Here is a 24,060-nt window from a genome sequence, read left to right on the forward strand (position 1 = left end):
TATTCCAATTACTTAAAGTTTGAGAGATCAAAGACCTTCTTTAACTCATCGAGTACTGCCTCAAATAACCATGGATATTCCTTTAAATGCGCCTTTCCAAGATTATAATCTTCCCTCCAGTCATCTCCTTTTAGAAAATCTACAGCAGCCAGGAAAATGTATCCAGCCCAAGCAAGCGGATAATCTGTGCTTTGAGCTATCCTTATCATTTCTTTTGCAAACTTTTCGGCCTTCTCAAGGTTTTTAGTTGCTATGTAAGATACGGAACCATAGGCCATTGCATCGGTGGCCCTCCTATAGTTCCTAATCATGAGGAAGTAGTTTGCGGCCTTTTCACTATACTCTGAAGCCTTTTCGTAAAGTTTAAGCTGGTAATATCCCTTGGCAAGTTCCATGTATGAGATATGCTCGAGAAATTTAATTCCATAAGCCTTAGCCATCTTAAGCGCTTCTTGATAGTAGGAGATCCCCTTCTCATAATTCCCCATATGAAGATAGATATCCCCAACATGAAGTAGCACAAGACCTTCCTTTTCCGGATCACCGATTTTCCTTATTATTTCAAGTTCCTTCAAGGCACTCTTTAATGCTTCCCTTGAGTTTTCTTTATAGTACTCATATTTCGTCTTCTCAGCATAATAAGAGAACCAGGCATACATATCATTGATCTTTTCAACTATCTCCTTGGTCTTTTTGAGGTATCTCTCAGCCTTCTCCAAGTTTTCGAGCTCCATATAAGCATCGGCAAGCCAGCTGTAAATCTCACATTTAAAGAATTCGTCTACGTATGGTTCCGCCTCCTTCAACAGTTTAATTGCTTTCTCAAATAATCCCCTTTGTACCTCTATAATTGCAATCTCTATCTTCGCATAGGGATTATCCTCAACCTCCATTAAAAGCCTCTGATACATCCTTGGAAAGTCAACAATTATCCTGTAGAACTCTTTGACCCTTAATTCCACTAAATTTCTTATCAATTCACTAGATCCAACCTTTATCGCATATTTAAATGCTCTAAGAAAATTTATGGGAGTTTTGCTCTTTAGGAGAAAGTTTACATGTCTAAGGTAGACCTCCTTCTCTTCCTGATTTGAAACTTCCCTTACAAATTCCCTAACCATGTCATGGACGAAATATTTCTCCCCCTTCTTTTCAATTAAGCCTTTCTTCATTAGAGAGTAGAGTGGTACGAATGGATTCCTATCGTACAGGAACTTTATCCCCTCATATTCAATCGGCTCATCAAAAAGGGAGAGTATTGAGAGTAGATCCTTCTCCTCCTCGTTCAGCATTTGATAAACTTCTTCAAACAGAAAGTTGAACACAGTATCCTTTCCAGTGGCTAAGATCTCGGAGCTCTCTAAAATCAAGTTTAACATCAAGGGATGCCCAAATGTCAGCTTATATAACTTTGCAAACTCTTCCGGGGTCATAGACTTCTCTTTTTCCCTTGCCAAAGAGTAGGCTTCTTCAGGATTTAGCCCCTTTAAATTCACATAAGTGACACCCTCATTTCCTAAATTCGGTCTTATCCTAGTTGTTATAATAACCTTCCCCTTCTTGATCCTAGGTGCAAGGTAAGAGAGAAGGTAATTTACCTTCTCATCCTGAAACTTGTGAAAATCATCGATGATAATTATCGCCCCAGTTTTTTCAATTCCCTCCGTGATGAGTTTGAAAATATCATTTTCGTTATTTCCTCCACCTCTTAGGTACTCAAGGAGGTCCTCAAAACCAATAGAGCTTAGGAATAAGCCTAACTGCCATGCGAAGTATTTGAAATCCTCAAGGCCAGTCACGTTGTACCAATATGCATTTGGAAAAGCCTTTGCAGCAAGACTCGTTTTTCCTATCCCAGCTATTCCATATATCACTACAACCCCCTTTGCATTCCTAATAATACTAAGCTCCCTCTTCCTACCCACGAAAACTTCAACCCTTGGAGAAGACTCCCACTCTATAGGGGCTTCATAACTCTCATTTTCACCAACTTTAACCTCAAGCTTAGTTGGGTGCATGAAGATTCTTATCTCAGAAACCTTAAGCGAGTATACTCTCACATTCTTCCCATCAACCCTCTCCCACTTTCCCTTAATGAGACCCAATCTTTCTAGTTGTCTAAGCCTTCTTGAGATATCAGTTTCATCCCTGTTAAGAATTCTTGCCAATTCCCTAGGATGAAAAGAGCTTGACCTCAAAAGTGTTAGTATCTTCAGATTTATAGGATTCGACAGGGCCTTGAAAATTTTCGAAGGCTCCAACATGCACACCTTAAGTTGGCAATAAGGAAAAACCCTTATAAAAGACTTTTTGTCAAAAGTTTTCGAAAAGATCAAGAGATGGAAAGAAGCTCCAAAGCTTTCCTTTCAGTGAGGTAAGCCTTTCTCATATATACTGCGTACCAGTAGATAGCTGAAGGTGAAGGAATTCTTGGATAATACTCCCTTCCCTTTAGATAGTACTTCTCAGCTTCCTCGTGGAGTCTAATGGCCTCTTGTGAAGTTTCATTGCTCATCTTCATAATGAACTCCTCCTTCAGGCGCAGGTAATTCCTTTCCCAGATGATCCCAGCGTAGTACAAGACCCTAAAGATATCCTTCTTTTCAATTTTGCTTAACGTTACCTCTACTATCGGATCCTCAGAGAGGAATATGAATAGGTATCCCTTGGAGAGCTTGTAATAATTACCATGCTTTTCATCCCTCGTTACAGTCCCATTCTTTATGATTCTAATAGAGCTAACTTTCATTCCCTCTAATGGAACTACTAGGATTGCATAGCCTCTGCTTATGCTTATCCTATACCTAATTTCATGCACTTTCTTCCCGTTCTCCTCGAATATCCTTGATGTTTTAGAGATGTTTTCTATAGTTGAATTTATCCTAGCTAAGAGCCACGGATCCTTCCTACCCCTCTCATCTATTACCAACGTTCCTCCAGATGGGATCTTAAATCTTAGGCTCTCCTTCACAATCTCTACGATTATATCCCCCTCGAAATACACTCTAGTCTTAATATCTCCAGGAATCGTAACTATCTCGGTTCCATTGATGATCCTAACTTTAACGCTCCTATTAATGGTGAAGTTTACAGTGCTACATCCAACGTTACCCCATTTGTCACTTGCAAAAACATTTAGCTCATACTTACCGTCATCTAGCTCAACCCTTCCGATCCAAGTCTCGTTAACTTTTTCGAGGCTTAAGCTTTCACCGTTTATTGTGGCGGTAACATTAGCTATTCCAGATTCATCCGTAGCTCTGACCTTAATCTCTCTAATCGTCTCATTATAAGTCATGTTCCTGGGGAATAATATCTCCACAAGTGGGGGTATTTTATCCTCAACTTTTCTAGCCCTACCGGATAATATGACTTCTTGGGTTAACTTCAGGGTTACCCTGGTGTAGTTCATAATTCCAACGATAGTTGCGTTCCTCTCGTACTCTGCACTCATCTCGCCAATGTCATTCTTAAGGTTCTTTTCAACGCTTATCAAGCTCCAGTTTTCTACGTTAACTTCTATGATTTCCTCAAAGTATTCTAGAGGAAGCGTAACGTTCCTCAACGTTAGATTAACCCAGACCTCAAAGTCTTTCAGGAAGTCCTTCCAAGATGTTGTGTTGTAGAATCCGAAATCTTTTGTATAGGAATACTCCTTGACCATCGTTAGGGTCGAACTACCGAAGACAACTACCTCCTTGCTTATGCTTGAGCTTAAGTTGTAGCTATCCCATACCGTCAGCGTAACGTTGTACCTTCCTCCCTTCCTATAAGTGTGGGTTGGATTTACTAATAAACTCGATTCATTGTCACCGAAATCCCATAGGTACTTTGAGATACCATCTTCATCACTTGCATTTGCTTCAAACTTAACTGTGAGGTTATCTACCTCCCAGGAGAAGTCAACGCTTGGAGGCTCATTCACCCTGAATATGACACTTTTACTCACATTGTAGCTGACATCCCACGCGTAAATGGTGAAGTTGTGCCATCCATAGTCCAGCTTGATAAACCCGGAATAGCTTGCATTTGAAGATATTAGCTCTCCATTCAAATAAGCTACAACCCCTACTAGATCGTGGTTAACGACTGTATAGTTTATCATTACCTCCCTCGAATTGTATACCTTCTCTTCAGGGCTTTCTATGTATATCACTGGGGCCTCCGGGTTTAAGTAAATCCAGAGACTTACATTACCCCTATTCCCAAATTCATCTTCCGCGTATATAGCTACAGTGTTGTTTCCGATGTTGAGTGGAACTATCCCCTCCCAAGTGGAGCAGGTTCCGTTGCTTTCTACCTCCGTGAATTCCTTTGTATAGTTTCCTACCGCTCCCCAGACTAAAGTTATTCCCGTTTCATCGCAGGTTCTAACTTGAATCTTGGGTATCTCCGAATAAATTCCACTACTTGGGGTTACGTTAAGAGTTGGAGGAGATTCATCGAGCTCATGAGTGGCATTTCCAAGGAGAACAACCAACTGAGTTACGTTTACAATTAAGTATTTGAACTCTTCTAAGCCCTCAACTCTTACCCTTCTTGCATAGGTAGCGTTTATCCATCCCCATCCCTTTGTTATATTCAGCATCTCTGAATAGTTCAGTAAGCTCCAGTTTCCTGGGAAGTAGTTCAGGACCTTAAAGTTAACTTTAGGAAGTTCTATTGTCGAAAGCGCCTCTTCAACCCAGCCCTCAAAGTCTCTCTTGAATTCATTCCAGTAGAAGGATTTGTAATGACCGAAGTCCTTCTCTTTAATGTAATTTTCAGTTAAGTTCCCATATACCTTCCTGTATGCAGTTACTGTTTTCGATAAGTTGTTAGCTGTGACTGTGTAATTACCTTCCTTCCTTATCTCAACCGTGGAATTGATAACCTTCCACCTTCCACTCTCTATTATTTCGCTTCCCTCGGCTATCGTACTGTTTCCTAACTTAATAATATAAGAGTACTCACCACTCACATCCCCAACGTTCGTCACGTTGAAGGTTATGGATAAGTTGAAGGGAACTATACCCCATTGAGGCTCAACTTTTAAACTTTCATTAAATTTTGGACCTAAATAAACCTTAATTTCCATAGTTTTCGAACTTTCTGTCCCTTTATCATCCCTAACCGTTAGTGTCACGTTATAGGTTCCCGGCTCTCTAAATACATAACTTACCTTATCCCCCACAAAGCTCTCGTTTCCAATCTTCCAAGTGTAAGCTATTATACTACCATCGGGATCATAGCTCAGGGATCCGTCTAGTACCACAGTTTCATTGGCAATCACAGGCTCTTTTACATATATCCTTGGAATTGGGGGTTGATTCGACTTGAGTATGTAAAACTCTGGAGTTCCCAAGTCAAGGACATGAAGCGTGCCATTTTCCATCCATTGATCCATCGGATTCTTCCCGTCACTCCTTACAACGCTACCCTTAAAGGGAACCGTGAAGTAAACCCAGAAAGGAGTTTTCATCTCTGGAATTATCTTTCTCATGCTCCCCTCCTCAACTTCCGTGAAATTCAGCAAGAGTACGTTGTAGTCAAATCCCCGGGAGTCTATTATCTTCTCAGGCTTTCCATCCCCATCATCATCAACTAAAAAGTCAAGCATCCCATCGTCATTCTCCGTGTTATTAAACGCCCTAATTAGGAAGTGCGTTCTAACTTCTTTAATCAACGAAGTTTCGTTTCCTCCTAGTTCATCGCTGTGCTTAAATGTTGCATTATACTGAAGGAACTTTCCACTGACTTCAGCGATCATGAGCCATGCGGCCGTTGAACTCTCTCCTGGGTTCAAGTCCCCAAAGTCTATTGTCAGGCTATTTGGAACTTTTTTACCATTTACTAGCGTCCCTATTATCTTAAAGTCTATGTACACTCCAGGATAGTTAGATCTCTCAATTTTAGGCTGAGCTGAGGCTATACGCAATTTCCTTGCAGTTCCATATCCCACGTTCTTAACCCTAACCCCGAAGATGAAAGGTATTGGAAGTTCCTTCTCAGGGGTGTAGGGATCATCTCCAAACACATAGGAGGGGAGAACGTAGTCTAAGACAAGCTGTGGAACAGGTTCCACCTCTATCATAGCGGGCCAGGTCTCGTAAACTAACTTCGTACTTCCCACTCTAGCTGTTATATTAGCCATAACATAGTACCGCGCTCTGAACTTCTCAGCTGCTCCAACCTTTGGAATAATAAGCCACTTCATCTCGGCCGTTTTCTCTGGCTCCAGGGAACTTCCACTTAATCCAGCCTTTTCATCTAACCGTACAAAGAACTTGTCGTCTACTCTATTGCCTTCTTCATCGAAGAATATTACTCTTACACTAACGTTCTCTAAACTATAATTCCTGTTAGTGTTTGTGAACTTCAATGAAGCTCTAAACGCTTGCCTCTCAAAGGTTAACCTCTGCTCTATCGTTAGAACGAGATCAACACACATGTGAAGCGTATTGCTCGGTTCCTCTTCATCATGAGTTTCAGATTCTCTAAATAACCTACAAACCCTTTCTTTAACTACATCCTCTGAGGAACAAGTGCTACAGCTCATGGAGGTGCTGGACTTCTTAACTGTGGGTAGACCACCACAAGTAAACCTTCCAACGGCCGTTCCACCGTCCCCTCCACCTGCAAGTCCACTTGGTATCATAGAAGGATATCCTCCTAGGGAACCACTTGCAATAATTTGAATTGGCCTAATTTCCTCCCCCTCAGGTAGGGTACAATCGTTGCGCATTAGACAGATCGCACAGTTCAAAAACAGCTGAGCTATGTATGGAGGAAGGTCCTCAGCCGCTTTGTCCAAAAGCTGGAGCAAACCTACACCACTTGCAATCCCTCCAAGGGCTCCTCCCATCTTGGACATCACATTTAAAACTATGCCATTTGCGATATTCACAGCCTTCTTATAGTCAACTTTAAGCTGTCCATTTTCTATCTTTCCAACGCCCATTCCGAGAGCGTAAACTGGAGTAGCCGTTCTGCTAACTGCAAATCCGGCTATGTCCCCTTTTGGAGTCTTTATGAGGGTTAGCTGTAACGAGTTTATTTCTTGGTAAGCTACCGGATCAAACATGAAGAGCGAAGCCAAATTAGCCTTAACGGAGTTGAAGGTCTTCACGTAGTTCTCCATGTTCTCCTTAGTTGGGTTAGCTTTATAGGCATTATACGCATCGAAGAGCGATTCAAGATTGTTAAGAGCCTCTCCAGCCAAAGTTGAGAGAACTCCCGTATCGTCAATGTTACCGAGGGCTTGTCCAACCTTTTGGGCTATAGCCATAAAGGCTAATTTTCCAGCAACCGGAAATACGCTCTCCCAACAGCCCTTGCACGTGGGCTTTACGACTATCTGATGGATCCTCTGGGCTTTGAGCGTTATTTTCCCGGCTTCTTCAACGCAAACCACGCCGGCCTTAAGCTTGAAAACCTTAGTTTCGTGAAGGCATGGATTTATAGGTGGTGAACGGGAATAGTAAATTCTAACGACATAGGGAACTATCACGGCTTCTCCTGGCTTCAACTCATCTATCCTGTTAATACCAAACTCAACGTCAATATAGTGACTCCCACCGCTCTCGAAAGTTACATTGTAGACGGAGATGTATTGATGCGTGTTCCTCACGATAACCTGCCCTCTAAACTCTAGCATCCCTTCTTCAGCTAGCTTTTCGTAGTCTACGTATACCTCAAGGTCTCCCCCTTCCATCCTTATTTCAGGGGCCGGAACGTGAGTTGAGTACCACATCTCATGCTTTATTATGTACACATCCTGAATGGTTACCGGAACTACCTCCCACTCAACCTCAAGAATTGAAGGTGTTAGAATAATGGAGACGTTCTTCTCAACACCGACCTCTATGGTTATTGAAGTACTATATCCGTAGTACCCTTCAAGAGAAGCGAAGAGCTTATATTCACCTATAGGAACATTTTCAACTTCGAGGGTGCCATTTTTGTTAGTGTATCCTTCAAAGTGGAAGTATCCGTTGTAAAGTGTCAGCTTGACGTTTTCTAACCTCGTTGCATTGGGATCCATTACAGTTACCTTAACGCCTCCCGTCGCATTTGGGGTAACCCTAATTCTCATTGGGACTTTTATTGGGTTATAGTTCGAGGAAGATATCGTTATCTCACCTTTAAAGGTTCCAGTAACGTTCCTAGGTGGCTCTATGTAAAGGGAAATGCTCTCATTATCTTTTGGATCAACCTCTGTGAAGTTTGACACTACCTTAACCCAGGGGATTGAAGATCTAATGCTAACGTTTCTTAATGCAGTGAATCCTAAGTTTCTAACAACTACCTCCGCACTCGCAGTTTCGTTTGTGAGAACTCCAACATCCAGGAAGTTAGGAGATGTAACTATAGCTGGGGCTGGAGGAAGGACTTTCAACTTTAAGGTTAAGCTCCTAGTGATGTTCAATCCAAGTTGCCTTGCTTTGAACGTTATCATGATGCTCCCGTTTACAGCGTTCTTACTTGATAGCCCAATGTTTATAATATTACTTCCTGGTTTAAGATGAAGAACTTTGGGAATTGAAACCTCATATTCTGGAGGGGCCTTAACGCTGACCGAAACGTCGGAAGCCCTCCAATAGTTTATCAATCTAACCCTCACGGTTCCATTAAACTCAACTGGAACGGTGAGGAGGTACAAGCTTGGAATTACTTCGATTCCTACAACATCAAATTCAGCATCCCTCTCAAGTAGCTCAATCTTTGGATGAGTTGCACTGACTATGAAGTGACCTGACTCCCCCTTAAAGGGCCTAAAGGTTAAGTTGAAATACCCATTCTCATTCGTCGTAACTATGTACTCCCTAACGAACCCTCCTCTTGCTATTGATACCTTCACTGGAACGTTTGATAGCATCCCGCTCTCGTTGTAAGCTACCCCCGTAATAAGGATCTCCTTTCCAACCTCATAAACGCTACTAACGCTAACATCGGCATTGTATTCAGGTTGCTCAGCAGTTAGCGTTAAGCTTTTCCTAAATTTGCCCACATCAGTGTTAACCGTAGCATTTATCTCAACGTTTTCCTCAGAGATTAAATACTCAAAAGATTCCTCAACTGAGAGATTTGGAGGGAGTTCTATGGATAATCTTTTGCTCATTCCGTTTAGCTCTATGCTCTTAACGAAAATAGGAGCAGAACCAATGTTCCTGAACGAAACGTAGATTTTCGCCTTTCCTCCCTTGATGAAGTTCTCTGTGGATATAGTTATTGGATTAAGCACAGACTCGCTTACATTAACGATTTTTCTTACCTCAACATCTGCTATCCTAAAGGTTAAATTATAGCTTCCCTTCTTGGGAGGAACTATTTTATATCTAAGTACGGTTTTCTTCCCAGGAGGTATTGTTAATGGAGCTTCTATTAGCTCTCCTGAGGAATTATCCAGCTTCATTAATGTTTCTGAGGTGTTAAGCTCCACAATTCCACAGTTCCTAATCTCGACCTCGACTAAACCAGGGAATCCTGCAAGTAGTTTACCTACCCTTATTTCTGGGTTTTCTCCCTCTCTAACCTTGGCGCGGTGAATAATCCTAGCGGTTGAGTTTCCTACCTTTAGCTCTCCCCTAATTAGAGTTAGTCCTCTCGGCACCATGAACACGAATTCATGGCTTGATCTTCCTCTAGGAACTTCAACTTTCCTACTAAGCTTTTCAATCTCATTTCCGAATTCGTCTATAAGGATTATAGACAACGTTCCGTTAGCTTCTCCGTCTAAGTTTTCCACCTTGACTTTTACAGCTCCTGGGTAGCCTGCGGTTAGGTTTTCCTCATCAACCTCAAGCTTAACTGGAAAGACTTCCGTCTTCTCACTTTCGAATCCAGAGAAATCGATGGCCGAGATGCTGTAGTTTAGGGTTCCTGAATAAATATCTCTAAAGTTAGGTTTTTCAATTGGGACTTCATTTAACCTTTTGCCATCTTTATAAATGAAGTAACCCGCGACGTCAGAGTCTGGACTTGGGAGCCAACTAAGTTCAACGTAACTCCCGTTTAGCATCAACGTAACCCCGGATGGTGGAGAGGGAACACCATTTACAGTGAATCTAATGATTTTCTCGGCCAAGTTACCGGCTTTATCCTTGGCAGTCACGTTTAACGTGTATGTCCCATCTAATTTTATAGGCCCACTGAACTCCCTTCCGTTAACCTTTACCTTATACCAGTCAAGATTATCGTCGATTACCTGGACTCCAGGAACTACGGTTCCGTTGTAGAGAGTTCCATCTGTTAAGTTACATACTATCCTGGGGGGCTCCCTATCCAGCGTGAAGTTCCAGCTGTAAGTTATCTCGTTACCGGCCCTATCTACGGCCTTAACAGTCACGGTATACTTTCCATCTAGGAGGGGTGTTGAATTCTGGAAGATTAGCCATCCTCCTGAGAATTTTGTACTCCCAGGAACAGACGTTCCTTCGCGATAAACCTCGATCTCTCCAAACTTAACTCCCGAACCCTCATCTCTCAGATAAGCCCCTATATAGGGTTTGTTCGTAAACGTTCCATTTTCTGGATAGGTTAACTTTAGAACTGGGGGTTCTTCATCCTCTATAAATACTTTTACCATTCCTTCGTTGTTGCTTTCGTTTTCCTCGTATACTTCATCATACGGGTCCACAATGGCCCTAAGAGCGTACTCCCCATAACTAGCCCTCCACTTAAATTCCAGGGTTATGCTTTCTCCCTTGTCTATCTTAGTTACCCTGTTTATACCTACAAAAGAGCTGTTAGCATAGAGAACAATGTAGAAGGGTAACTTACTAGATTCGCCAATATTCTTCACGGTTACCTTGATAATAATCTCCTCCCCAGCTACCTCCTTTCCAGAGTGGGTAATGTTTTCAACAGTAAGATCTGGGGATGGGACGCTAACTTCAATATCCAGCTTATTGTTCTCCTCATCCCACTCCCTTACAGAATTATACGGATCCGCGATCACGCTCACGTTGTAATCTCCAGAGTCAACGAGCCAGGGAACATTAACTTCAATTTCTTCCCCAGGAGTGATGCTATCTACGTAAGCGCTCCCAAGTTTTCTTCTCTTGTTCCTGATCAAAAGGTAAACGCCGGACTTATAGTCCCCAGAGTTCCGAATTCTAACTTTTGCATTGACCATTTCACCCGGGTAAGTAAAGTTCCCAAGGTCTGCACTAACTACTACTATGTCGGGGGCCTTTACGTAAGATCTAACTGAGATCTCGTTATTATCTTCGTTAAGCTCAACTACGGCATTTGTTGGATCAACAACCACCTTAAACGTCGAGTTTCCTGGGTAAGGTCTTATCGTTAGCGTTACCTCTTTTACTTCTCCCGAAGCTAGGGAATAAACAGGAGCGCTTCCCAAAAGTTTTCCATCCTGATAAAGGGAAACGTAAAATATCCTCTTTACATCCTGTCCTCCAGAGTTCTTTATGGTAGCATTAACTTTAAAGTAGCTGTTTGCATGCATACTTGGAATGTTCAAGCTCAAAACCTCGATGTCCGGGAGTACTATTGTTACGTTCTCGACTATTGCATTGTTATCCTCGTTAGACTCTGGTATGTAGTCCTGGGGATCCACAACAATCCTAACCTCTTTTCTTCCCCCACTGCTAAACCGCCACCTTAAAGTTCTCTCAGCGGTTTCTCCGTGTAGGAGCTTGTTTATCCAAACAGATGACTTGGGCTCACCATCAACGAACATTTGAACATAGAATCCCCTGTAGACGTCTCCTCCTGTATTGGTAACGTTAACTTTATATGCCAGGTATCCTCTCCTAACCTCTTCCTCGAGCCATTCATATCCACTTAACATAAGCTCGGGCGATTCAACGTAATAAGTCCTTTCTATTATGTTGTTACTCTCGTTACCTTCTACAATCCTGTTTCCAGGATCGACCTCTACCTTAACTCTGACCTCACCCACCCTATCAACGTACCAGGGTAAGGTCACACTCTTACTTTCGTTCTCCTTTATTCCATATACCGTCCTATAGTACCTCTCCCCACTTACATTAAAGAGAACCGTTATTGGCCTGTATATGGAATCCCCTAGGTTCTTAACCGTGGCATTTATCCTAACAAACTTTCCATAGGCTAGATCCTCTACACTCAAGTTTTCCAACTTAAAATCAGGAGTTCCTACGTTCCCTAAGAAAGCTGAGAATTCGTTATTGCTCTCATTACCTTCAGGGATGCTATTATAGTAATCCACAACTATCTTCACCGTTAAGTTCCCGGGCTTGGCGTTATACCACCTCCAATTGAATTCCTTGGTTTCTCCTTTCCCAAAACTCCAGTTCCTAGGATACGCGTTCGTTGAGTATATTTTCCTCGTACCGTTCCAGATCTCAGCCCTAACGGTAAAGCTCTTAAGAAACGGCTGTCCGAGGTTTTTAACGTAGATTGTAAATAGCACATTCTCACCAGAGGTGAAGTTATAGGGAGCCCAAGTAATCCCCTCAACTTTAAGATCCGGTTTCCCAAAGCTTAAGCTGAACGTCAAGTTATTGTTCTCTTCATTTTCCTCTATCCACCTATTGTAAGGATCTAAAACTATGCTTAAGTTGTGCTTTCCTGAGGAAGGTAGATAGCGGAGGGTAACATCCCTAGAAGCTCCGCTCTCAAGTCCATAAACTGAAGTAGAGGTTTTAATAATTCCATTATCAAAGAGATCAACCCTGATACCATCACTAAAGTTTCCTCCCAGGTTTGAGATGTTTAAAACTATTGGATAGGCCTTGTAGAGGTAGGCTGTTCCATTGAGAATCTCATCTGGAATTGAGTAGTTCAATATAGCAAAGTCTGGCTTCTCTAGCGTTAGGATGAGGGTATCGTTGTTGTTCTCGTAGATATTTTCGTACTCATCTACTATCCTTCCCATTATCTTATTCGTTCCACCGTTTAAGGTAATCCATACAACTTGGGAAATGTTAGCTCCTGGGGAAAGCGTTGCAGGGGCCAGTTCGTACCTTCCCAGGGTATGGGTTTTCCCATTTTCATCTTCAAGGGTTACGTAAAGACCTAAATATGGGCTATACCAGCTACTTCTGTCTATCCTTAGCGTTGCATTACCGACGTTCTTCACTAAGAACGTTATCTTAACGTCTTTCCCTGCCGAGAGTTCTCCACTGGGTGGGATTATACCCAATTCGAGGTCAGGATAACCCGTCGTATAGTTGATTATAAGGGAGTTATCCGAGTACGATGTCTCATTAACTTTCATGTTATAGTTTACCGTTACGTTTATCGTTGAACCTGGGGGAAGCATGGCCAGGGAATCAATTGAGATCGTGTAATTATCACGTATTATCCCCCTTAGATAAGACACCTTCCATCCATATTCAGTTTTGATCTTCACGGGTACTTGATAAGAGGTTGCATTGTAAGGAGCCCCCACATTCCCTATGGTAATGTTTAGTGGGATGTAACCGACTGTGTTATTGGGTAGGGAGATTTCTTTCACAACGAAGTTAGGCTTTGGAATATAGCCCATATTATAAAAGATCACGTTATTTCCCTCATTTGTCTCGGAAATCACGTTATGTGGATCAACAACAAAAATCAACGTGGAGTTCCCACCGTTTATGGGGAGGCTTATTATCGTCCATTTTTCTTCCCCGGATTTTATACCTCTCAAATAAGCAATACTACTCCTCAAGCCACCGTAAACGGCTATTGAGAAATATCCAGAATAATCCTCTCCCTCATTCTTAACGGTCACATTGAACTTTGCTTTACTACCAGCAATCCCATCGAAACTTAGAAGTTCAACTTTTGAAATTTTGAAGTCGGGTGCATTGACAAAGATCAACCTAGAGAGCCTATTGTTACCTTCATTTATCTCGTCTACGTAGGAATATGGGTCTACGACAACGGTTAGGTTAACGAGGCCAGCATTACCAGGTTTCCAAGTTAACGTCACATTCGTTTCATTGTTGATCCTAACCCTTCTCCAGTCCTTGGATGTTCCATTTTCGTAAAGCTTAACTAGGACGTTTCTACCGTAGCAACCCCCTAGATTATCTAAGGTAACATTGACTTCGTATAGATTGCCGATACTCACATTCCCTGGGATGTTCAGCGATTTAACAGTAAAGTCGGGTTTTTCTATGATGATGTGGTATGGAACTTCAACCTTGTTGTCGCTCTCATTACTTTCCTCAACTTCGTTCCATGGATCAATCTCAATAACTACTTTTTCGAGGGTTCCTGCCTTGATCATAGGGGTAAAAATAACCTCACTCTCCTCCTCACCCTTAGTTGATATATACCGGGTATATGACCGATTACCTTCCTCATAAACGAGGGTTAGCCTAACGGGGATACTCCAGTTTGCGGTGCTAGTAACGTTAACTCTAACTTCCCCTGTAGAGTCCACACAAGTCGGTAGGTCAATGGAATAGTTTCCTACCTCGAAGTTGGGTAGAGGGAAATTGTAGTTCCCTAGGAGGTAAATGTTATTGCTACTATTTATATCCCCTTTACCCTCAACTAGGAGTGCCAAAGTATAGTTTCCTCCCTGAACTAACCATGAGATTTCTCCTTCAGCGATCCCATTATAAAAGCTTAGATACTCTATCTTCTCTTCAACTCCATTGCGAAGTAGTTTTACCTTTGCAGAGGGAATTTTTGACGTGGTTCTTACCTTAAAATTTATGGAAGCAAATTCTCCTGGGATTAAATTATTAATGGAGGCGTTTTCTACCCAATAATCTCCGGGCCAAACCCCTACTTCAGCTAAATTGTTAGAAAGATCGGGGTCATCCATGCAGTTGGCAAAAACCTCAACGTGATAATTGGACAGGGGAAGCGTTAGAAGATAGCTTCCGCTCTCACGAACTTGATAAGTATAGAGCTTTGGGGTTCCCAATGGAACTTGGATTGCAAAGCTCTTTCCCTCTCCCTTTGTAAACCCCTTAACATCACCTGAAACCTTAGAATAATAACCAGAGAACAGATCATAGTCATGATAAGAATACTCTAGAGATTTGTAGCTCCAGGTTATAGTTCCGTTAGAGTTTATTATGACTTGAAAGTTTATATTATCTACAATTTCACTCTCATAATCTTCATATGTTGATGCCAGCCACTCGATCACGATCTTGTCTTGAAGGTTAACTAGGAGGAGGTAACCATCATATGTCACGAGATCCTCATCGAGTCCAAAGATCACGTCACTCTCGTAAAATTCTCCCTCTTCATGTATTCCGTAGTAATCCTCAATTCTTGGCTCCTCATACTCCTCAAGAAGCTCAATCAGGCCGTTAGTATTTACAGCTATCTTCTTTATCTCCCTCCCAAAGTAGTTAAGCGAGAATGGAAGCTCATAAATGAAGTAGCCATCATCCTCCCTCATTATAACGTTTCCATCTCTAAGGTATTCTCCGTAGGTTGCCTCAGTTGCACTTTCAATGTACTCACTTAAGTTCATCCATGTAAATGAGATCTCACTAACATTTGGGGCCTCGATAGGGGAGAAAACTGAAAACGTTAGGTTACAAGACCCAGCATCATATAGCGTTGCGTTGATAACTACACTGTCTCCAGCGAGATAATAGTCAGCAAATACTTTAGTATCTTTACTACCTTCCCCTAGCGCCCAAGGTGGTATTAAAGAAATAAAAAGGATGAGCGTTAAGATTAACCCCTTAATATTTATCATTTTCCTTTACCTCCATTGACTTCTCAATCTGAAGAACGAGAAACTTTTCTTCAGCCCTAAGAACCTTGAGGACAGTTTCCCTATCTACCCCCGTAGAATGAATTATGTACTCTACAAGCTCTTCACCAATCTCCCTAAGCAATATGATCCACCAAAAAATTATAGGAAGAAGTAGGAAATATGATGTGGGTTTGAAGAAAATAATCAAACCCAGGAATTAGAGGTATCCCCTATCCTCCTCTTCATGGGTTGGCCTAGGTAGTTGTTGCTCCATTATAGTCCTTTGCATTTCCTCAACCTTTCTGAGTATCTCTTCCGTTTCTTTAGCCCTCTCCTCCAATGCGGTCATGTCTATTTCAAGTCCAAGTATCTTTGCTACTGCTGTCAGAACGGCCTTTGCGGCCTTCGCATCAACTATGTATCCCAAGCTCTCACCGAGCAGGCTTATCCCGAACATGCCTCTTAACTTCCCTATCCCCAAAAGAAGACCTGCAGCACCTACTATGGCCCCTCCCTCATCTTCCCTCCACATGACGTTTACTTTGCAATCCTTCAGTTTCTCTTGATAATATGAGATTAAATCCGGGTGCGTAACCGCCGCTAAAACTCTAGGTTCGCCCTGAAGCTCTGGAACTTGATAACCGCCCATGGTTATTATCTCCCTCGTCCCAAATTCCTGGACAAAGTCGAGCATTTTTCCGGCCACTTCGAAGTGGCCGTAGCTATCGGTAGGAGGAACCTGGGTATCCCCCGTGACGATTATCAAATCCCTATGCTCATCGTCAGGGCTCTTCCAGTAGTAAAATTCATTCTTCATCAACTCAACTATCGAGCCTTTCCTAATCAAAACCTGATGCATGAAGTGCGGTGAATACAGTTCCGCAAACTTCTTAGCCTTTAACTCTTGAATTAAATGCTCAGCAGCAAGTTTTCCAACCAATCCAATCCCAGGAAGACCCTCTATAAAGACCGGATCATAAATATCTGGCCTCTCATGAACAACAATTATGGTTTCCTTCATTTTTCCTTCCTCCCAATTCCTAGGAGTTCTCTCTTTAACCTCCTCCTATATTCTCCATATGGATCTTCAGGTGAGAACCTTGGTGGATGTGCTACTTTAGTCTTTTCCCCGCACACTGGGCATATCTCTTTAAGGGTATACCTCCCACATCTAGGGCACTTCCTTATTCTAAACCTCATCTCCCTTCACTTCTTTCTCTTCTTAACCTTCCTTATTCTCTTCTCCTTCCTCAACAAAGTTGCCTCTCCACCTGCTTGCTTTATAACCCTAAGTATCTCCTCCGCTATATCCTCGAGAACTTCTTCGGCCTTGTAGTAGTCTGGGGCCGTGATGTCTATCCTATACCTCGGTGCTCCTTGATATGTGAACTTAACTTCAATATCTTTCTCCTTGTTAGCTCTATCCCTGGCCCTTATCAAAGCTTCCTTTATTATCTCAACTCCGTTTGGCTTTGGAACGGTTATCTCAAATTCTGCATCTATAGTTACAGTTGGAACCTCAACGTAGTTCTCCACTATCTCCTTAAGAACGGGTAACCATTCATCAGGAACATGACCTTTTAAAACTTCAATTCCATCCTTTGCAGCATCTTCAAACGCTGCATAGACCTCTCCCCATTCTTCTTCCAGCGGAACCCAAACCTCCCTCCACGCAGCTTCAAAATCTTTTCCAAGCTTCTCCGCTGCGAGTCTTAGTAAGTTCTCAGCTTTCTGAGCTCTCTTAAACTCCTGTAGCTTTGCCTTCCTCTGTTGCTGTGTAACTCTTCTGAGACTTAGATCTATATGACCCTTCCTTGGATCAACCCTGATAACCTTGGCAACAACTTTCTGTCCCTCTTTGAGGTAGTCTCTAATGTTCCTAACCCACGTCGAGGCCACTTCGCTTATGTGCATGAACGCTTCCTTCCCAGGATACTCATCAAGCTCGAGGAATGCTCCATAATTATGAATCCTCTTGACAGTAGCGACTACAAACTCACCCTCCTCCGGATATTCCCTGGCCTTTCTTGGCATTGTCTCACCTCCAAGAAGTGCATCCAATGAACATCCTTTTAAAGTTGCCCCTTAAAATTCCCTTGATGATAATTGAAAAAGCCAGAGAAATCCTAGAAAAGCACCCTCTTTGCAATCACTGTCTCGGAAGGATGTTTGCTAAGCTAGGAAAAGGAACCAACGAGGAAAGGGGAAAGGCCATAAGGCTGATTCTTAGCATGGAGCTTAATAGGGAAGTTAAAGAACCAGAGAACTGCGAACTCTGTCAAGGAATTTTCCGAAGAATGAATGAACTTTTAGATTTGGTGAGGAACGCCGTTGAAGATTATGAATTCCAGACCTTTCAGATAGGTTCCAGGTTTCCCAAGGATATTCTAGAAAAAGAGAAAAAGATCTGGGAGGAGTTCGGAATAACAACTGGGGAACCAATTAATAGAGAATTCAATAGAGAACTGGGAAAATTATTTGCAAAGGTCACAGGAAAAATTCCGAATAGGGAGAGGCCTGATATAGTTATAATCGTTGAACCATTCTCAAGCAAAGTTGAGCTACAAGTTAATCCAATCTATGTAGCAGGTAGGTATAGAAAGCTCGTAAGGGGAATTCCCCAAACTCCTGCCCCTGGTTTTGAGGAGAGCATAGCAACCATAATCTGCAGGGTTTTTAAGAAGAACTTTAGGGGAAAGTGTATCTTTAAGGGGGCCGGAAGGGAGGATGTTGACGTGAGAACCCTTGGAAGGGGAAGACCCTTCGTCGTTGAAATCAAAAAGCCAAGGAAGAGAAAGGTAGATTTAAAATTGATAGAGGAGGAAATAAATTCCTCAGGGAAAGTAGAAGTTCTTGAGCTTAAATTTATAACGCCCGAAGAGTCCGAGAAGATTCTAACAGCCAGGCACAAAAAGATATACGAAGCATTGGTTTACGTTAAGGATGGGGTAAGTGCGGAGGAAGTAGAAAAGGTCGTCAAATCTCTCAAAGGTTCTGAGATAAAGCAGAGAACTCCTAGAAGAGTCCTTAATAGTAGGGCCGACATCGTTAGAGTGAGAAGGGTGTATAATGTCAGTGGAGAATACATCGACGAGCATCATTTTAAGCTAAAATTGGTGACCGACGGTGGCCTTTACATAAAGGAGCTTATATCCGGAGATAAAGGAAGGACTAAGCCTTCAGTATCTGAAATATTGGGGAAAGAAGCTTGGTGTGAGATATTGGACGTTCTAGATGTTTTAGATGGTGATGAAAATGTTGAGGGAGATAGTTGAAAGCTTTGAAGATCTAGTAGTTATTGATAAGCCCGTCAAGAAAGAGCTTGAACTGACTAAATTCCTTTTAAAATACAAGGATAAGCCCGTTCTCTTTAAGGATGTTGAAGGATGGGAGGTCGCTGGAAACCTCTGGTCGAGCAGGGAGAGGATAGCTAAGTTCCTTAACACGGATAATAAAGGGCTTTTAGAGCTTCTCTACGAAGCTATGGAAAAGCCAAAACCATTCTCGGTTGTTGAGAAAGCAGAATTCCTGAAGAATAGGGAGAAAGTTAACCTGCTCGAGCTTCCAATACCCAAGTATTACCCAAAAGATGGTGGCCCCTATCTCACGTCTGCAATGGTGATAGCTAAGAAGGAATTCGTGAACGTTTCTTTTCATAGGATGATGGTTCTCGATGAGGAGAGGGCCGTTATAAGGCTCGTTCCAAGGCACCTCTACTCTATGTGGAAGGATAGCGTTGAGCACGGAGAAGAACTTGAGGTTAGAATAGTCCTGGGTAATCCGGTTCACCTCCTATTAGCAGGGGCTACGAGCGTTGCTTATGGAGTTAGTGAGCTGGAAATAGCATCTGCAATCTCTTTAAAGGCATTCGGAAGGCCCCTTGAAGTAATTAACCTAGATGGAATTCCAACTCCCGTTGATAGTGAATTCGTCTTTAAGGCTAAGATTACTGATGAAGTAGCCGATGAAGGTCCCTTCGTCGATATAACGGGAACCTACGACATCGTTAGGAAGCAACCAATTGTCATCTTTGAGGAGATGTACCACGTAGATGATCCGATATTTCACGCCCTTCTCCCTGGGGGATACGAGCATTACATGCTAATGGGATTACCAAAGGAACCTCAGATATATGCAAGCGTTAAGAAAGTTGTTCCAAAGGTTCATGGGGTTAGATTAACAGAAGGAGGTTGCATGTGGCTCCATGCGGTAGTTTCGATAACGAAACAACATGAAGGGGATGGCAAAAATGCCATTTTAGCGGCTTTCGCAGGTCATCCCAGCTTAAAGAGGGTTGTAGTGGTCGATGAAGATGTCAACATCTACGATGACAGGGAAGTTGAATGGGCTATAGCGACGAGGTTTCAACCAGACAGGGATTTAGTGATAATCCCAAATGCAAGGGGATCTTCCCTAGATCCATCTGGAAAGGATGGTCTAACGGCGAAGTGGGGAATAGATGCAACAAAGCCATTGGATAAAAAGAAAGAGTTTGAGAAGGCTTCCTTAGATTTTTGAGTTAATAACCTTGAAGTAAGAATGGAAGGAAGAAACAGAGTCACTCGATGAAGATGGCAGGCTTAAGCGGCATTGCTTGCTTTTTCTTCCCTCCCTTATCTTCGGTTGGATTTATGATTATCTCAATTCCTAGTTCCTTCTCCATGAACTCCTTGGCCTCTCTTAGGGCTTTCTCTTCATTGATCCTCTTGACATCAAAGGTTCTCTCCTTTATCAGCTTCTGAACGATCTTGGCAACCTCCTTTCCGTGCTTCCTTATCTCAGAATCCTTCATCAACTCCTCCATAGAGGACTTGAAGTCCCTTTTCTCACTGACTACCTCCGCAACTTTCCACTTCCAGTCTTCAGCTGTGTATATGTAAGCCCTCTTTGCGTTCTCTATCTTAGCTACCTCTATTATCTCCTTAATATCCTCCATAACTGATCTGATGAATTCTTCTTCCGCTTCTATTGTCTCGTTCCACCACTCCTCAACCGGCTCTGGCCACTTTGCTAGGCTAACGAAGCCTTCACCTCCAAGCTTCTCCCAGAGTTCCTCACATATGTGCGGCGTAAATGGGGCCATAAGTCTAACCCACACATCCGCTAGGGTTCTAAGCACGTACCTCTTAGCCTCGTCATCCCTTCCCTCGGTTCTTCTTAGGTACCACCTTAAGTCATTCATTATACTGTAGAAGGCCCATTGAACAGCGGTTCTAGTCCTAAACTCTTCAAGGGCATTAGTTGTCTCTTTTATAGCTTTGTTAAGCCTGTGGAGCATCCATCTATCTATATCCTTCAGCTCGACATTTCCTTTTACCTCGTACTCTGCGAATTGACTTATTAGCTCGTAGAACCTTTCGATCTGCTTCCTCAGCTTTCCTACCTCCTTCCTCCTCCAGTCAAAGTCACTGTCATGCTCGGCCAAGCTCATTATGTAAAGCCTAACGACATCCGCTCCATTCTCTTCGATGGCATCTATGAAGTTTAGAACGTTCCCCTTGCTCTTACTCATCTTTTGCCCCTCTAGAGTTCCGAAGCCGTTAACTGCGATTCCCTTGGGCCAATGCTCCTCCCGGAATATCGCCACGTGGTTGAATATGAAGAAAGTCAAGTGGTTTGGAATTAAGTCTTTACCTGAGCACCTCCAGTCTAGAGGATACCAGTACTCAAACTCTTCCTTCATCTCGTGAATTATCTCAGCTGGGATTCCAGTTTTTTTCTCAAGCTCCTTCTCCTTATCCTCGCTGAACTCCTCCAGGAATATGTAGTCGAAGAACTCCGGAGTTAGTTTCTCTGGATCTAGCTTCCCTTCCTGTCTTAGCTTGTTTATGTGCCTGCTGATCGTGTAATAGGCCATGTAGATCGTGGAATCGCTCAAACTCTCAATAACCCACTCAGGATCCCAGGGTAGGGGGGTTCCAAGCCCAATCTTTCTCGCGCATGCCTTCTTGTCAAGCCAATCTATTATAGCTTCAAACTGAGCCCTCCTGGTCTCTGGTAGAATCTTCATCCTTTCAAGTGCTTTTCTTGCTTTTTCTTTCCACTCTGGATTTCCATAGTCAATGAACCACTGATCATGGATTATCTTTATTACGGCCCTGTTTCCAAACCTTGAGATTACGTTCTTCTCGGCGAACTCGTACATTATCTCAGCTATACCTTTTTCCAGCATTTCCTTGGCTATAGCTTCTTTAACCTCCTGGACGGGCTTCCCCTCGTATGGGGGTACCTTGAATATACCCTTATGGTACTCGGCCTTGTATATAGTTTTAGTTGCCTGCTCCAGTTTCTCCTTATCCTTTTGACTCTTTATGCCAAGTTTATTTACCTCCTCAACCGCTGGGAAGTCTCCATATCCTTCAAGCTTTATCAGGGAGATGTACGTTATGTTCTCGACGATCCTTGGATCTATGTCGTACTTCTCAAGTATTTCAGTTTCCCTCTTCAAATCTTCAAGGGCTACGTGGTCGAACGGAGCATGGGCAGGAACGCTCATCACGACTCCAGTAGCGTTGTCCGGATCGACAAATTCTGCTGGCAAGATAATAACTTCATCCCCACTCACCGGATTTCTCACGTACTTTCCGATTAGCTTCTCTCCCTTGAATTCTTCGATCACCTCTATTTCCCTATCCTGGAAGGAGAGCTTGTAAGCAGCTTCTTTACTGACTATCCAAGTTTCTTCCTTATCCTTTCTCCTGACCTTAGCTTTCACGTAGGTTGCATTTGGATTTACCCACATATTGGTGACTCCATAGACGGTTTCAGGCCTTAGGGTTGCGGCAGGTAGATATATTACCTCCCCGTTTTCCCTCAATTCGAACTTTATTATTATGTAATCAAGTATCGGAACATCTTCCCCTTCCATGAGGTCGTGATCTCCAAGTGGGGTTCCAACCACGGGATCCCATCTCACTCTATGGGCCCCTTTAACGATGTAGCCTTTCTCCTTCAGCTTCCAGAACTGCCACTCAATGAACTTGCTGAACGGCGGGAATAGGGAGGTTGTGTAGAACTCCCTGCTCCAGTCAACGCTAAATCCAGCCCTTATAAACGTCTCTTTTGCTGCTTTCATGAAATACTTAACTATGTTTATTGGATCCTCAAAAGTCCACAAAATTTCCTCCGGAACCTTATATACATCCCTATAGATCCATATCGTTTTTGGATCCCTATTCTTTATCCTCTCGGCTATCCCAACTATTGGAGAACCTGTAATGTGCCATGCCATTGGGAATAGGACGTTGTACCCCTGCATTCTCTTGAATCTGGCTATCACATCTGGAATCGTATAAGTCCTTGCGTGCCCTACGTGTAGGTGTCCTGACAGATAGGGAAATGCCACTGTAATGTAGAACTTCTTCTCCTTTGGCTTATCTCTTATATTCGGTTCAAAAATCTTCGCCTCAAGCCACCTTTTCTGCCATTTCTCCTCAATAGCCTTGAAGTTAAGCTCAGCCATGCCTAAAACCTCCCTTTAATTTTGTAAGAGAAGAGCTAGAATAACAAGTAGGGAAGTCAGTGGACATCAAAGATACGGAGGAGAAGGTACTCCCTCCTCATTGGCATCGCTTCTTGTAAGGGTCTTGGGTATTTAAAAGTTTTGATTTAGTTTTACTATGCACAATATAACTAAAATACCAAAATACTTATAAATATTTAATTTATGACTAATGCATTGAGGTGACTTAAAATGGATAAAAAATATTTTTATCAATAGTAAGATATCTAATAATATTTTATTGTTAGTGTATTTTCCAACATACACAATAGCCAGTGACTCCAGAAATATTGAAAAAGAGAATTATAATGCGCTTAAAGAAATTGCAGAGATCGAACAAGAGTTAATAGAGAGAGAAAGGCGCGATCCAAAAGTCCAAGAATACTATAAGATTCTTAAACTTATGGAAATGAACAATATTGACACTAGAAAATTTTTCCTTAAACTTGAGAATAGGATAAGAAAAACTCATGAAATTATAACAATTGAAAAAGCAATAGAGTTAGCTAAGGAATATTACGAAAATGTAACTGGAAAATCAATAGAAAATGAGCTCCTTATGGTCAATCTTCCAGATATAGGTTACAAAGATAATGAATACTTCAAGCCTTTAGCGTCTAGTGACGAAGTCGATGTAATATATGATGTCAATAATCCTTCCACTTCTAGTAGTAGTAGAATATATGTTAGGACTCTTACTAAGTTGAGGTTTGATGTTATTATACTTGGACTTCTTACCATTCGCCTGAAGAGGAGAAAAATTGGGTTCTGGAGGATTTACAAGATAAATCATGATAAAACAGATACACATAAAATATTTTGTCAATGCAAAAAGCCAAAAAGCATACTACGAGGGAGAAAATTGGGGAGTTCAGATGACCACACTTAAGCCTCTATACCCAATTTAACCTATGAA

10 protein-coding genes are annotated in these 24,060 nt (G+C 42.3%); 3 read left to right on the plus strand and 7 right to left on the minus strand.

All coding sequences use genetic code 11. From position 1 onward, the window contains the following. Window positions 1-8 precede the first annotated feature (8 nt). The 6 genes from PH_RS04515 to PH_RS04535 all read right to left on the minus strand — a co-directional run bounded on the left by PH_RS04515 (window position 9) and on the right by PH_RS04535 (window position 17,677). Window positions 9-2,264, minus strand: a complete 2,256-nt coding sequence (locus PH_RS04515; RefSeq protein WP_048053266.1) for an NB-ARC domain-containing protein — start codon at window positions 2,262-2,264, stop codon at window positions 9-11. A 68-nt stretch (window positions 2,265-2,332) separates the two neighbouring features. After that, the gene (locus PH_RS04520; protein ID WP_010885047.1) at window positions 2,333-15,643 is read right to left on the minus strand and encodes a CARDB domain-containing protein; all 13,311 of its coding nucleotides are present in this window, start codon (window positions 15,641-15,643) and stop codon (window positions 2,333-2,335) included. Then, window positions 15,630-15,785 (minus strand): hypothetical protein, encoded by a 156-nt coding sequence (locus PH_RS09885; RefSeq protein WP_173026578.1) that lies wholly within the window; start codon window positions 15,783-15,785, stop codon window positions 15,630-15,632. The genes PH_RS04520 and PH_RS09885 overlap by 14 nt, the downstream gene beginning before the upstream one ends. Before the next feature lie 75 nt (window positions 15,786-15,860). Further along, on the minus strand, window positions 15,861-16,664 hold the full coding sequence (locus PH_RS04525) for a proteasome assembly chaperone family protein (RefSeq protein ID WP_010885050.1): 804 nt from the start codon (window positions 16,662-16,664) through the stop codon (window positions 15,861-15,863). After that, window positions 16,661-16,843 (minus strand): RNA-protein complex protein Nop10, encoded by a 183-nt coding sequence (locus PH_RS04530; RefSeq protein WP_010885051.1) that lies wholly within the window; start codon window positions 16,841-16,843, stop codon window positions 16,661-16,663. Before PH_RS04530 ends, PH_RS04525 begins: the two co-directional genes overlap by 4 nt. Before the next feature lie 6 nt (window positions 16,844-16,849). Beyond that, entirely contained in the window at window positions 16,850-17,677 is an 828-nt protein-coding gene (locus tag PH_RS04535; RefSeq protein ID WP_010885052.1) for a translation initiation factor IF-2 subunit alpha, read from the minus strand. 65 nt (window positions 17,678-17,742) lie between these two features. Here PH_RS04535 and PH_RS04540 point away from each other — a divergent pair, with 65 nt between their 5' ends. Both PH_RS04540 and PH_RS04545 read left to right on the plus strand, forming a co-directional pair. After that, a complete protein-coding gene (locus tag PH_RS04540) occupies window positions 17,743-18,918 on the plus strand; it encodes a tRNA pseudouridine(54/55) synthase Pus10 (protein ID WP_048053573.1) in 1,176 nt (391 codons plus the stop codon). After that, window positions 18,899-20,161: a UbiD family decarboxylase gene (locus PH_RS04545; RefSeq protein WP_048053267.1), complete on the plus strand. Its 1,263-nt coding sequence runs from the start codon at window positions 18,899-18,901 to the stop codon at window positions 20,159-20,161. Before PH_RS04540 ends, PH_RS04545 begins: the two co-directional genes overlap by 20 nt. Before the next feature lie 40 nt (window positions 20,162-20,201). Here the strand turns inward: PH_RS04545 and leuS are convergent, their stop codons facing one another. Then, a complete protein-coding gene (gene leuS, locus PH_RS04550) occupies window positions 20,202-23,105 on the minus strand; it encodes a leucine--tRNA ligase (protein ID WP_010885055.1) in 2,904 nt (967 codons plus the stop codon). A 280-nt stretch (window positions 23,106-23,385) separates the two neighbouring features. Between leuS and PH_RS04555 the strand changes: the two genes are divergently transcribed. Further along, window positions 23,386-24,033: a hypothetical protein gene (locus PH_RS04555; RefSeq protein WP_143522652.1), complete on the plus strand. Its 648-nt coding sequence runs from the start codon at window positions 23,386-23,388 to the stop codon at window positions 24,031-24,033. The last annotated feature ends 27 nt before the right edge of the window (window positions 24,034-24,060 follow it).

This window comes from Pyrococcus horikoshii OT3 (assembly GCF_000011105.1).
In the GTDB taxonomy this organism is placed as follows: Archaea; Methanobacteriota_B; Thermococci; order Thermococcales; family Thermococcaceae; genus Pyrococcus; species Pyrococcus horikoshii.

Coding starts and splice junctions, on each gene's coding strand:
- PH_RS04530 (WP_010885051.1), bottom strand. CDS start 16,843: ATGAGGTTTAGAATAAGGAAGTGCCCTAGATGTGGGAGGTATACCCTT.
- PH_RS04515 (WP_048053266.1), bottom strand. CDS start 2,264: ATGTTGGAGCCTTCGAAAATTTTCAAGGCCCTGTCGAATCCTATAAAT.
- leuS (WP_010885055.1), bottom strand. CDS start 23,105: ATGGCTGAGCTTAACTTCAAGGCTATTGAGGAGAAATGGCAGAAAAGG.
- PH_RS04540 (WP_048053573.1), top strand. CDS start 17,743: ATGATAATTGAAAAAGCCAGAGAAATCCTAGAAAAGCACCCTCTTTGC.
- PH_RS04520 (WP_010885047.1), bottom strand. CDS start 15,643: ATGATAAATATTAAGGGGTTAATCTTAACGCTCATCCTTTTTATTTCT.
- PH_RS04545 (WP_048053267.1), top strand. CDS start 18,899: ATGTTGAGGGAGATAGTTGAAAGCTTTGAAGATCTAGTAGTTATTGAT.
- PH_RS04535 (WP_010885052.1), bottom strand. CDS start 17,677: ATGCCAAGAAAGGCCAGGGAATATCCGGAGGAGGGTGAGTTTGTAGTC.
- PH_RS04525 (WP_010885050.1), bottom strand. CDS start 16,664: ATGAAGGAAACCATAATTGTTGTTCATGAGAGGCCAGATATTTATGAT.